The organism is Sanguibacter suaedae, from assembly GCF_016342785.1.
Classification (GTDB): Bacteria; Actinomycetota; Actinomycetes; order Actinomycetales; family Cellulomonadaceae; genus Sanguibacter; species Sanguibacter suaedae.
This window is the reverse complement of sequence record NZ_JAEINH010000011.1, coordinates 1-12,474: the sequence shown is the minus strand read 5'-3', so window position 1 is coordinate 12,474 and position 12,474 is coordinate 1. Positions and strand designations below refer to the sequence as shown.

At 73.2% G+C, this 12,474-nt stretch carries 11 protein-coding genes; 8 read left to right on the top strand and 3 right to left on the bottom strand.

Features of this window, described 5'->3' with window-relative positions; genetic code table 11:
- Positions 1-87 precede the first annotated feature (87 nt).
- Complete coding sequence (locus JAV76_RS12430) at positions 88-735, top strand: hypothetical protein (protein WP_198734390.1); 648 nt, start codon at positions 88-90, stop codon at positions 733-735.
- Positions 736-796: 61 nt separating this feature from the next.
- On the opposite strand, the gene JAV76_RS12425 is transcribed toward JAV76_RS12430, so the two are convergent.
- The 3 genes from JAV76_RS12425 to JAV76_RS12415 all read right to left on the bottom strand — a co-directional run bounded on the left by JAV76_RS12425 (position 797) and on the right by JAV76_RS12415 (position 5,407).
- Positions 797-1,018: a DUF6458 family protein gene (locus JAV76_RS12425; RefSeq protein WP_198734389.1), complete on the bottom strand. Its 222-nt coding sequence runs from the start codon at positions 1,016-1,018 to the stop codon at positions 797-799.
- Positions 1,019-1,134: 116 nt separating this feature from the next.
- Positions 1,135-3,285, bottom strand: coding sequence for a S9 family peptidase (locus JAV76_RS12420; protein ID WP_198734388.1), 2,151 nt, complete (start codon positions 3,283-3,285; stop codon positions 1,135-1,137).
- 82 nt (positions 3,286-3,367) lie between these two features.
- Positions 3,368-5,407: a bifunctional copper resistance protein CopD/cytochrome c oxidase assembly protein gene (locus JAV76_RS12415; RefSeq protein ID WP_307844207.1), complete on the bottom strand. Its 2,040-nt coding sequence runs from the start codon at positions 5,405-5,407 to the stop codon at positions 3,368-3,370.
- Positions 5,408-5,526: 119 nt separating this feature from the next.
- Between JAV76_RS12415 and JAV76_RS12410 the strand changes: the two genes are divergently transcribed.
- From JAV76_RS12410 to JAV76_RS12380, 7 genes are read left to right on the top strand one after another with little or no spacing between them, the layout of a single operon-like run.
- On the top strand, positions 5,527-6,525 hold the full coding sequence (locus tag JAV76_RS12410) for an AAA family ATPase (protein ID WP_198734386.1): 999 nt from the start codon (positions 5,527-5,529) through the stop codon (positions 6,523-6,525).
- A gap of 16 nt (positions 6,526-6,541) precedes the next feature.
- Positions 6,542-7,441: a DUF58 domain-containing protein gene (locus JAV76_RS12405; protein ID WP_198734385.1), complete on the top strand. Its 900-nt coding sequence runs from the start codon at positions 6,542-6,544 to the stop codon at positions 7,439-7,441.
- The gene (locus tag JAV76_RS12400) at positions 7,428-7,916 is read left to right on the top strand and encodes a hypothetical protein (protein ID WP_198734384.1); all 489 of its coding nucleotides are present in this window, start codon (positions 7,428-7,430) and stop codon (positions 7,914-7,916) included. The genes JAV76_RS12405 and JAV76_RS12400 overlap by 14 nt, the downstream gene beginning before the upstream one ends.
- The gene (locus JAV76_RS14975) at positions 7,910-8,962 is read left to right on the top strand and encodes a vWA domain-containing protein (protein WP_198734383.1); all 1,053 of its coding nucleotides are present in this window, start codon (positions 7,910-7,912) and stop codon (positions 8,960-8,962) included. The genes JAV76_RS12400 and JAV76_RS14975 overlap by 7 nt, the downstream gene beginning before the upstream one ends.
- Positions 8,959-9,984, top strand: coding sequence for a vWA domain-containing protein (locus JAV76_RS12390; RefSeq protein ID WP_198734382.1), 1,026 nt, complete (start codon positions 8,959-8,961; stop codon positions 9,982-9,984). Before JAV76_RS14975 ends, JAV76_RS12390 begins: the two co-directional genes overlap by 4 nt.
- Positions 9,977-11,056: a hypothetical protein gene (locus tag JAV76_RS12385; protein WP_198734381.1), complete on the top strand. Its 1,080-nt coding sequence runs from the start codon at positions 9,977-9,979 to the stop codon at positions 11,054-11,056. Before JAV76_RS12390 ends, JAV76_RS12385 begins: the two co-directional genes overlap by 8 nt.
- A gap of 7 nt (positions 11,057-11,063) precedes the next feature.
- Complete coding sequence (locus tag JAV76_RS12380; RefSeq protein ID WP_198734380.1) at positions 11,064-12,356, top strand: D-arabinono-1,4-lactone oxidase; 1,293 nt, start codon at positions 11,064-11,066, stop codon at positions 12,354-12,356.
- The last annotated feature ends 118 nt before the right edge of the window (positions 12,357-12,474 follow it).

Sequence of the window (12,474 nt, the reverse complement as noted above, 5' to 3'; positions counted from 1 at the left end):
TGCCACCGAGTATGGGACGAACCACCCACACCGGCAGCGCGGGAGTCCCTCCAGCGAGCTCCGTGGGGCCCGACCTAGGATCGAGGGGTGACCACTCCCCGCACCCCGAGCGGCCACCCGGGACCGCGGCCTCTGGGATACCTCGCGGTCGCCGTCGGCTGGGCGGTCCTCACGGTCGTCGCGGTCGCGTGCGCGGCGCTCCTGCCCGTCCTCGCATTCGCGACCGAGGGGATCGCGGAGGCCGACGGGATCACCGCGGCCCGGGGGGACGTCGCCGAGACTCTCGGGCTGGTCGGCCTGGCGGTCGTCGTGCTCCCCCTGGTGGAGGGTCTCCTCGTGCTCGTCACCACGCAGGCGGCAGCGCACCTGGGGCTGGCGGTGCTGCACCTCGGACGGTCGCTGCGCCGCGAGGACGCCGACGAGCCGCTGTCCTTCACGGCGCAGGGCCTGTGGACGATGTACCACCCCTCGTCGTGGGTGATGCTCGTCCCCGTCCGGCGCACGGCGGGCTCGGACTCCCTCGCCCGGTGGGTGTATGCCTCGCTCGCGCCGGGCCGTCGGACCTGCCGCGGTGCGGCGGCCGTCGGCGGCGCGGTCGCGTGGACGTCGATCGTCCTCGGCTGGCCCGCGCACCCGGTGCTCGTGGTGCCGGCGGTCGCCCTCGGTGCGTGGGGCGTCGTGACGCTCGTGCGCGAGGCGCGGGCCACCGACCTCGACGCGTCCCTCTACGCCTGACCGGCTCCCTGCGTCCGGCCGACGTCGGTCGGGCGGAGAGGGCCGGCCGGGCGTGCGGCGGTCAGGCCGGGGGGAGGCGGTCGTCGCGACGCTCGACGACCTCGCGGTGCGTCGTGTGGCTGCGCTGCGCGTTCATGGCGACCGCGATGATCAGGGCGAGGACGCCCGCACCGAGGCAGATGTAGCCGATCATCTCGAGGTTCACCACGTCGATGCTGTCCCGTACGGCGAACGCGAGGATCGCGCCGACGACGATCAGGAAGATGCCGATTCCGAAACCCATGGTGTGCTCCTCAGTGTTGGCTGGACGGTCCGCCCCCGGGCACCACCTTGGCGCACAACCACGGGCACCGCGCGGGGAAGGCCCGCGCGGGCCGCTGCGGGCGGGACCGTCGGCGCCTACCGGAGGGGCTCCCCGACGGCTGGCGGCAGGGGCTGCTCCTCACCGAGGACGTGCTCGGCGAGGAACGCCAGGACCGCCTGGTACCAGACGACCGCGTTCTGTGGCGCGAGGACCCAGTGGTTCTCGTCGGGGAAGTACAGGAACCGGTGCGCGGTCCGCCCGTCGTCCCCGGCGGCCAGGCCGGACGACGACAGGAGCTCGTACCAGAGACGCAGCCCCTCCCCGACGGGCACCCGGTAGTCCTTGTCGCCGTGGACCACGAGCATCGGGGTGACGATGCTCGCCACGGACCGGTGCGGGGAGTTCCGCTCTGCCTGCTCCGCGGTCATGGTGCGCCCCCAGAACGTCGCGTCGTCCGTGGTGGGCCCGAACTGGTCGAGCGCCCACAGGCTCGCGTGCGTGACGATCGCCCGGAACCGGTCCGTGTGCCCGGCCACCCAGTTGGCCATGTACCCGCCGAACGACCCGCCCATGGCGGCCGTCCTACCGGCGTCGACGTCGTCCCGGGCGACCGCCGCGTCCGTCACCGTCATGAGGTCCGTGTAGGGGGCGTCGCCCCAGTCACCCCACCCGCGCTCGACGAACGCCTGCCCGTACCCGGTGGACAGCGCGGGGTCGGGCAGCAGCACGGCGTACCCCTGGGCGACGAGCAGCCACGGGTTCCACCGCCAGCTCCACGCGCTCCACGAGCCCAACGGACCGCCGTGGATCCACAGGAGCAGCGGTGCCTGCGAGTCCGGGCCTGCGCCGTGCGGCAGCGCGAGGAACGCGCGCACGGGCGCGCCGTCGGCGGCCGTCGCGTCCACCTCGGTGAGGACGCCCGGCAGGGTGGGCGTCGACGACGGCGACGGGAGGACCGTCGCGGCGACCGGCTCGCCGGACGCCAGAGCATGCGCGAGGTCGACCCGCACGGGCGTGGGCGCCTCGAGGTAGCTCGACCGCAGGGCGTACGCCCACAGCCCGTCCGGCGCCACGCACACGTCGGAGAACGCGGCGTCGTCGGCCGTGACCCTGCGCACCTCGTCGGTGGTCAGATCCACGTGGAACACCGGGGTGCGCCCTCCGTCGTCCGCCGTCACCAGCACGCCGGACCCGTCCGGGAGCCACACGGCCTGCTGCGGCCAGCGGTCCCACCCGTCGGCGATCACCCGCGCGTCACCACCGGCCAGGTCCACCACCGCGAGCCGCACGACGGGCGCCCGGTCCGGTGCGGCGCGCGTCTCGCGGACGAACGCCACCCGCGTCCCGTCGGGCGAGATCTCCGGGCCCCACAGGTCGGCGTCCGGGTCGTCCACGAGGACACGCCGGTCCCCGGTGGCCGTGTCGACGGCCATGAGCACGGAGCGGCGGGCACCCCGCGCCTCCGGGACCGCCCAGGGCACGACGACGGTGGTGCCGTCGGGAGAGACCACCGCGGTGTGCTCCCGGAGGGCGACACCCGCGTCCGGGGTGACGTCCCGCAGCGTCGCGCGCGGCTCCTCGAGCCCCGGGACGGGGCGGTCACCGGCGGGGGACGACGCGCGCGCGACGAGACCCTCGTCGCTGAGGTCGGCGACGAGGACGTGCGGGGACTGCGGGCCGAGGTCGTGGTCCCAGTACCGCACCGGGTACCCCGAGTGCAGGATCGCCGAGACCTTCTTCTCCGTGCGACCCGCCCGGAGCTCCTCGTCGTGCTCGAGGTCCCGGGCGCCCGGCAGCACGTCGCCTGCCACCACGAGGACCGGTGCGCGCGTCGCGGCGCGCGGCGAACCGACGCCCCCGGCGCGCGAGGCGAGGACGCGCGCCTCACCCCCGCCCGCGGGGAGCAGCCACAGGGCCGGCGGGGCGTCGTCGTCGTCCGTCCCGGGGTCGGGGCGGCCCGACGTGAAGAGCACGTCGCCCTCCGCCGTGAAGGTCGCACCCTTCTCACCCGCGGCGCTGCGCGTCAGGCGACGTGCCGCCCCGTGACCCGACGGGTCGAGCTCCCACAGCGCGGAGACGTACCCGGTACCCTTGCGGTCCAGGGTGCTCACCGACGTCACCAGGCGCGTCCCGTCCGGGGAGAGCGCCAGACCACCGAGCCGGGGCAGCGCGACGTACGCGTCGAGGTCGTGGAAGGGGCCCGCGGCGTCGGCGGGCGTGGGGCCGGGGGTGAGGTCGTCGGTCACCCCACCTGTCCTACCACGGACGAACCGGCAGGAACAGGGCAGACGTGATGTCCGCGACGGCCGGCACGGTGGTGCCGGGCCCTCAGGACCGGCGGTCGCGCTCCGAGAGGCGCTCGAGCATCGCGTTGTACTCGTCCATCTCGAGGTCGCCCTCGCGGTCCACGCGCCGGTCGCGGCGCTTCGCGACGCGCTCCTCGGACCGCGACCACGACACGGCGACCATGATCGCGAGGAACACCGTCGGGACCTCGCCGATGCCCCACGCGACCTCACCGCCCCGCTGCTGGTCCTCCAGGGCGGGCAGTCCCCACTCGCGCCCCATGAGCCCGAACCACTCCGGCACGAGGAGGATCTCCCCGGACATGAGCGCCACCCCGAAGAACGCGTGGAACGCCATGGTCGCGAGCAGGAGCAGCAGCCGCTGCGCGTGGGCGGGCCGCGAAGGCCCCGGGTCGATCCCCACGAGGGCGTTCGCGAAGAAGTACCCCGCGAGCGTGAAGTGCACCGTCATGAGGAGGTGACCGACGTGCGTCGACAACGCGTACTCGAAGGCCGGCGTGTAGTAGAAGACGACCATCGACCCCGCGAAGTTCACCGCCGCCACGAGCGGGTGCGCGAAGAACCGCCCGTACCGCGAGTGCACGATGGCGAGCAGCCACTCACGGCCGCCCCGGGTGCCGTCCTTGCGCGCCGTCATGGCACGCACCGCGAGCGTCACCGGGGCGCCCTGCACGAGGAGCAGCGGGACGACCATCGCGAGGATCATGTGCTGCACCATGTGCGCGCTGAACAGCACCGACCCGTAGACGGCCGGGCCACCGTTGGTCACCCAGAACATGACGACGAGCCCCGTGCACCACATGACGGTGCGCAGCGGCGGCCACGCATCGCCACGGCGCCGCAGGCGCCGCACCCACCGCAGGTACACGACGACCGCCGCGACGCACGCGAAGCCCAGCAGGACGTCCCACCGCCACTCCGTGAACCACCGGGCGAGGGTGGGCTCCGGCGGCAGCTCCCGCCCCGTGACGATGTACGCGGGCGTGGGGTCGGGCGGTGGCGCGTTGTCGTCGGGCGGCGGCGTCCCGCCGAGCGCGACCGCCACACCGCTCACCGCACCCATGACGAGAAGCTCGACCGCGGCGAGACGCCAGAAGAGGGCAGGAGCGCCGCCCACGCGCCCGATCACCCACCGCCGGTGCGCCCAGCCGAGGAGACCCAGGACCACGAGGAGCGCGGTCTTCACCACGAGCAGCACCCCGTACCCGGTGGACAGCCCCTCGAGCCCGCCCAGCCGGATCACCCCGTTCACCGAGCCCGACAGCGCCACGAGGACCACGCACCACGCGGCGGCCGGCGAGAACCGGGCCAGGACCACCGGCAGCTCCTCGTCGAGGAGGCTCCCGCGCAGGCGCAGCAGCGCGATGACGAGCAGCCCGCCGACCCACACGGCCGCCCCCACGAGGTGCAGCATCATCGACGAGACCGCGAGCTCGTGGCTCGTGGACCCGGAGGCGTGCCCCATGAGCGACTGGAGGACCAGGGCCGCGACCACGAGGAGGGAGGTCCACAGGGCACCCGTGGCAGACGGGACGAGGGCTGCCAGCACGGACACCGTCGCAGCGACGAGAGCGATCGACAGCAGCGCCTGACCCGTGGGCAGCTGCGTGAGGTACACCCCGAGCTGGTCCCCGAAGCCCTCCCCGTCGAGCGGCAGGCCCACCGTGTTCGCGGCCGTGAGGACGGCGCGCGCGAGCGCCGCGACCGCCCACACCCCGGACCCCACCGCGACGATCCCCGTCGTCCGCGCGAGCGCGGGACCCGGAGGGACGACGAAGGCCGCGAGGAACAGGCCGCCGAGCGTCACCGCCACCCCGAGCTCCGCGACGACCGTCGCGAGCGGCAGGCCCCAGCGGACCACGGGCCCGGGGTCGAGGAGGAGCTGCGGGGCGAAGGCCGTGGTGAGGGCACCGGCGACGACCAGCGCGCACACGGCGACGGCCACCATCGCCGGGACGGACCACGCGAGCACCGCAGGAGCGGTCGCCGGGACGGCGGCAGGGCCGCCCCGGGAAGGGCGCGCCGCGTCGGACGCCGGGCCGCGCGCCGTGGTTCTCGTCACCCACCCAGGGTACGTCCGCGGGCGTCGTGCATGGGGACCCCTCTCCATGTCCCCTGGCCCCCCACGGTGACCCCGCTGTCATACTGGGACGCGATCCGGCGACGAAAGGTGCACCTCGAATGAGCGCAGGGCAGGGGGGCATCACGCCCGCAGACCTCGAGCGGGCCAAGGGGCTCCTCGCGACCGTCGCGCACGTCTTCGACCAACGCGTCGTGGGCCAGGAGGCGCTGCGGACGGCGCTCGTGAGCACCCTCATCGCCGGGGGGCACATCCTCCTCGAGTCGGTGCCCGGCCTCGCGAAGACCACCGCCGCCGAGACCCTCGCCGCCGCCGTCGGCGGCAGCTTCCACCGCATCCAGTGCACGCCCGACCTCATGCCGAACGACATCGTCGGCACCCAGATCTACAACTACGGCACCGGGTCGTTCACCACCCAGCTGGGGCCCGTCCACGCCAACCTCGTGCTCCTCGACGAGATCAACCGGTCGAGCGCCAAGACGCAGTCCGCGATGCTCGAGGCCATGCAGGAGCGGCAGACGTCCATCGGCGGCGTCGAGTACCCGCTGCCCGACCCCTTCATGGTCCTCGCCACGCAGAACCCCATCGAGGAGGAGGGCACCTACGTGCTGCCCGAGGCCCAGATGGACCGGTTCCTCATGAAGGAGATCCTCACGTACCCCGGGGCCGTCCACGAGGTCGAGATCCTCGAGCGCATCTCCTCCGGCCGCCAGAGCGCCCCCATCGACGTCGCCCCCGTGTCCCTCGACGACATCCGGTTCCTCCAGGGCCTCGTCGACGACGTGTACGTCGACACCTCCATCAAGCGGTACATCGTCGACGTCATCAACACGAGCCGCTTCTCCGGACCCCGCCCCATCCAGGGCCTGTCCAACCACGTGCGCGTCGGCGCCAGCCCCCGCGGGAGCATCGCCCTCATGCGCGTCGCCCAGGCCCTCGCCGTCCAGGCGGGGCGCGGGTTCGTCATCCCCGACGACGTCAAGGCCGTGCGCTACGCCGTGCTCCGCCACCGCATCGTGCGGACCTTCGACGCCCTCGCCAACAACGTCCAGCCCGAGCAGCTCATCGACGCGATCTTCGACGCCGTCCCCACCCCGTGAGGGGCGTGGTCCCCCGATGAACGAGATCTCACGGCTCGCGCAGGTCCGGGCCCGCCTCGACCTCCCCGTCGCACGACGCGCCGCCGGGCTCCTCGAGGGACGCCACCGGTCGATCTTCAAGGGGCACGGCCAGGACTTCGACGACCTCTCGCTCTACACGCCCGGCGACGACGTCGGAGACGTCGACTGGAAGTCGAGCGCCCGGGCCGGGATCCCCATCATCCGGCGGTTCGTCCGGCAGTCGAACCTCAACCTCGTGCTCGTCGTCGACACCGGCCGCAACATGGCCGCCGTGAGCGCCGGCGGCGAGGAGAAGTCGAAGGTCGCCTGCTTCATGGCGGCCCTCGTCGCGTACCTCGCCCGCGACCGCGGCGACCGCGTGGCCCTCGTCGCCGGCGACTCCGAGCGGCTCGTCCAACGGCCGCCGCGCGCCAGCACCCAGGACCTCGAGGTCATGCTCCACCAGCTCGAGGGGTGCTTCGACATCGACGCCCCGACCTCGGACCTCGACCGGCCCCTCGCCCGCGCCATGACCGCGTTCCAGCGCCGGTCGCTCATGATGATCATCACCGACGAGGCCCGCCCCGAGCCCCGCAACGAACGTCTCCTGCGCCAGCTGCGCGTCCGCCACGAGGTCATGGTCCTCGCCGTCGCCGACGCGTCCGCCCTCACCCTCACCGGCGGCGGCACCCCGCGCCCCGTGCGCGACGTCGACGACGAGCTCCACCTGCCGCCCTACCTGCAGCGCCGCCGCGCCCTCGAGAGCTCCGGCGAACGTGCCGTCCTCGCCCGCCGCCGCGCCGTGTCCGAGCTCCTGCGCCGCCAGCAGATCCAGGGCATGATCGCCGAGAGCAGCGACGACGTCGTGACCCAGTTCATCGATCTCCTGGGGAGGCAGAAGCGTGCCCGTCGATGACATCGTCGCCCCCGTCGACTTCTCCGCCTGGTGGGCGTGGACCGGGGCCCTCCTCCTCACCGCCGTCGTCGCCTGGTGGGTGACGGTCTTCGTGATCACCCGCCGCCGGCCCGAGGAGTCCGCCGCCGCGAGCCCCCCTCCCCCGAAGACCTACGCCGCAGGCTCCGACCCCTTCGTGGACCTCCGCGTGGCGTACCTCGCGAAGGTCGACGAGGTCGACCGGGCGTACCACGCCCACGAGATCGACGTGCGCGAGCTCCACCTGCGGCTCAGCAGCATCGTCCGTGAGTTCGCTGGGCTGCGCCGCGGCGTCGACACGTCCGTCATGACCCTCACCGACCTCGAGCACCTCACCGGCGCCCACCGCCTCGCCAACCTCGTCGCCCGCTACTACCAGCCGTCGTTCGCGCGGAGCACCGACGAGACCGGCGTCGAGGGCCTCGACGGTGCGAGGACGGTGATCTCCTCGTGGTGATCCTCGCAGCCGAGCAGGTGTACTCCACCGTCCGGTGGCCGTGGATGGTCGCCGTCGTCCTCGCCGTCGTCGTGATCGCCCTCGCCGTCGGCTGGTACCGGGTGCGGCACCCCCGGGTGCGCTCGCCCCAGGAGGCCGTCTGGGTCGCGAACTCCGACTACCTCGGCGAGGTCCCGGAGTTCCGGTCCTGGGTGCACCGCTACCGCGCCCTCCAGTGGATCGGCGTCACCGGGGCGGCGCTCGCCGCGCTGGCCGCGGCCGCCATCGCCGCCCGCCCCGCGGACGTGTCCGTGGTCAACCAGGAGCTCGGGACCCGGGACATCGTGCTGTGCCTCGACGTGTCCGGGTCCATGCTCGAGTACGACCAGGAGATGGTCGAGGTCTTCTCCACCCTCGTGGACAGCTTCGAGGGCGAGCGCATCGCCCTGTCCGTGTTCAACTCGACGTCCCGCACCGTCTTCCCGCTCACGGACGACTACGCGCTCGTCCAGGACCAGCTCGACGAGGCGACCGTCGCCCTCGACCCGATCGTCACGTACAGCGACGACGAGGAGGCCCTCAACCGGTACCTGCGGTTCACGGCCGGCACGACGGGCACCCTCGAGGGGTCGTCCCTCATCGGCGACGGCCTCGCCAACTGCACCATGCTGTTCGACGAGGCCGACACCGAACGGTCGCGGTCCATCATCCTCGCCACCGACAACGACCTCATGGGCACCCCCATCTACAGCCTCCAGGAGGCCGTGGACCTCGCCGAGGAGCGGGGCATCGTCATCAACGGCCTCTACGGCGCGTCCGACTGGGGCGGCAGCGCCGCCCTGGAGCGCGAGTACCAGGAGGCCATCGAGGGTGCGGGCGGCCGGTACTTCTACAGCGACGACACCGACGCCGTCGAGGAGATGGTCCGTGACGTCCAGGAGCAGCAGGCCGTCGACCTCGAGGCCGCACCCGAGGTGACGTCCTCCGACAAGGCCGGCCCGTGGTTCCTCTGGGCGGTCGGTGGCGTCGCCCTCCTCGTCCTCGTCCAGTGGAGGTTGCGCGAATGACCTTCCAGCCGCTCCTCCCCCTCGGGGTCCTCCTCGCGGTGGTCGGCCCCCTCCTCGTCTTCACCGCGGTGCTCGCCGTCCGCGCCGCCCGCCGGTGGCACAGCCCCACGTCGGGCTTCGGCGGGTGGACCCGCCGGTTCCTCATGGTCCTCCTGCTCGCCGCGATCGGGCTGGGCCCCAGCGTCCCGCGCACCGGCGTGGACACGACCGTCACCGCGGTCGATGTCTTCTTCGTGGTGGACCTCACCGGGTCCATGGCCGCCGAGGACTACGACGGGCAGAAGCAGCGCCTCGACGGGGTACGTGCCGACATGCAGGGCATCACCGCCGACATCCCCGGCGCGCGGTACTCGATCATCGCGTTCGACTCCCAGGCCAGCCGCCAGCTGCCGCTCACCACCGACGCGCGCTCCGTGGCCACCTGGGCGCAGACCGCGCAACGGGAGATCACCATGTACTCGTCCGGCTCCCTTGTGGACCGCCCGCTCGACGAGCTCACGAGCGCCCTCACCGGGGCCGCCGAGCAGAACCCGTCGAACGTCCGCCTCGTGTTCTTCATGTCCGACGGGGAGAACACCGCGGAGGGCACCCGACGGTCCTACGGGGACCTCGCACGGCTCGTGGACGGCGGGGCCGTCCTCGGCTACGGCACGCAGGAGGGTGGGCGCATGAAGGAGTACGACCCGGTCTACGCGAACGGCGGGAGCCCCGAGGGCGGCTACATCACGGACCCGACGCAGCCCGGCACACCGGACGCCCTGTCCGTCATCGACGAGGCCGAGCTCCAGGCCATCGCCGCCGAGCTCGGCATCCCCTACGTGCACCGCACCGCACCGACGGAGACCGCGCCCCTCACGGCCGACGTCGACCCGGAGCAGATCGCCGCCGACGGGCGCCGCACCCTCACGTCGTACCACCTGGTGCTCTGGCCCCTCGCCCTCCTCCTCGCCGGGCTCCTCGCCCTCGAGGCGTGGAGCAGCGGACGGCACCTCGGAGCCCGCGTGGGGGTGGGACGTGCCTGACTCCCTGCCCGTCAAGGTGTCCACCCGAGGCACCGAGCGCACCGACCGGCGTGCGGAACGCCGAGCCGAGATGGAACGGCAGGCCGAGGAACGCCGCAAGGTCCTCGAGTACGACCGTGCCGCACGGCTGCGCGCCGCACGGCTGCGCCGTCGCCGCCTGCTGCTGTGGTGGTCGCTGCCCGTCGTGCTGCTCGCCCTCGCCGCCGCCTGGAAGGCGTTCTCGGTCCCCGTGATCGCCGGTTCCGCCCTCGAGGAGTACGAGGACGGGCGGTACGCCGACGCCGTCGACTCCTACCACTGGCTGCAGACCCTCAACGTCGCCGAGCAGTGGAAGGTGCACTTCGCGGAAGGCACGTCGCTCCTCCAGGACGGGCAGCTGGAAGCTGCCGTCGAGGAGCTGTACGTCGCCCTCGACGCGGCACCGGCCGCGCCCGAGAACATGAGCGCCGTCGCCGACGGCGAGATCGTGCCCGTGTGCGTGATCCGCACCAACCTCGCCGTCGCCCACGAGCTGCAGGGCGACGTCGAGCACGGCGCTGCCGACGGTCACGTGGCACGCATGAAGCGCGAGCAGTCGGCCCTCGACGCCCTCGGCCCGGACGTCCCCGACGACGGCACCGCGCCGGACCCGGAGGAGTACCGGCGGCTCGCCATCGACGCGTACCTCGAGGCCGAAGGGCTGTACCGGGAGGCCAACGAGATCCGCGTGGAGGACGGGTGCGCGGACGACGACACCGCCCGTCAGCGGAACGTCGACCGCGAGACCGAGGCCCGCGAGAAGCGCGAGGCCCTCGAGGAGGAGCCGCCCCCGCCGGACGCCGGTGACGGTGGCGAGCCCGAGGAACCCCAGGAACCGCAGGAACCCGAGGAGGGGCAGGAAGGTCAGGAAGGTCAGGAGGGCGAACCGGGCGAGGAGGGCTCGGGCGGTGAGGAGACCGCCCCGCCGCTCACCCCCGAGGAGCAGCGGCAGGCCGACCTCGAGCGACGCAACGAGCTCGGCGAGCAGGAGCGGCAGGAGACCGAGGACTGGCTCGACGACCAAGGCTCCGGCGGCACGACGAAGAACTGGTGAGGACACCATGACAGAGCACAACTGGGCCGGGAACCTCCGGTACAGCACCACCCGCGTGGCGCACCCGACCACCGTGGAGCAGGTGCAGGAGCTCCTCACCACGGAGCGCAGCGTCCGCGCCCTCGGGTCGCGGCACTGCTTCAACGACGTGGCTGACACCGACGGCGTCCTGCTGTCCCTCGACCGGTTCGCGCCGCTCGAGGGCGCCGACGACCTCGAGATCGCGACGAGCGCGGACGGCACCTCGACGGTCACCGTGAGCGGTGGCACCCGGTACGGGACGCTCGCCACCGCGCTGCACGCCCGCGGCTACGCGATCCACAACCTCGCGTCGCTGCCGCACATATCCGTGGCCGGCGCGATCGCCACGGGGACGCACGGGTCAGGTGACAGGAACCAGGGGCTCGCCGGGGCCGTCATGGGCCTGGAGCTGGTCACCGCCACCGGGGACGTCCTGGTCCTGGGCCGGGAGCACCCCACCAACGCGTTCCCGTTCGACGCCGCCCTCGTGAACCTCGGTGCGCTCGGCGTCGTGACCCGCGTGACGCTCCGCGTGGAGCCCACGTTCGAGGTGCGCCAGGACGTGTACGAGGGCATCGGCTGGGACGTGCTCGCCGAGCACCTCGACGAGGTGACCGCGTCCGCGTACTCGGTGAGCCTGTTCACCCGGTGGGGCGACGAGGGCATCCACCAGGCGTGGCTCAAGAGCCGCGTCGACGCGACCACCCTGCCCGCGGAGGGTGCGGACCTCTTCGGGGCGCGGCCCGCCACCGAGCCCCGCCACCCCCTGCCCGGGATCTCGGCCGTGAGCTGCACGGAGCAGCTCGGGGTGCCCGGTCCGTGGCACGAGCGCCTGCCGCACTTCAGGATGGAGTTCACGCCGTCCAACGGCGACGAGCTGCAGAGCGAGTACCTCGTGCCCCGCGAGCACGGTGCCGCCGCCGTCGCCGCGGTGCGCTCCCTGCGCGAGCACGTGGTGCCGCTGCTCCAGGTGAACGAGATCCGGACCATGGCGGCCGACGGGCAGTGGCTCAGCCCGTCGGGCGACCACGACGCCCTCGGCATCCACTTCACGTGGCTCCCCGACCAGCCCGCCGTGGAGGCCCTGCTGCCACGCATCGAGGACGCCCTCGCCCCGTTCGACGCGCGCCCGCACTGGGGCAAGCTCTTCACGACGCCCACCGACCGTCTCGCGGAGCTCTACCCGCGCCTCACGGACTTCCGCGACCTCGCCGAACGCCTCGACCCCCAGGGGGTCCTGCGCAACCCCTACCTCGACCGGGTCCTCCCCCGGCGCTGACCCCGGCGCCGGGCACCCCTGGCACCACTGGCACCCCTGGCACCCCTGGCACCCGACAGCCTCGCGCGCTCCGCTCCCTCGCACGGGGCGTGCTCTTGTGGACGGGGCGGCGCCTTGA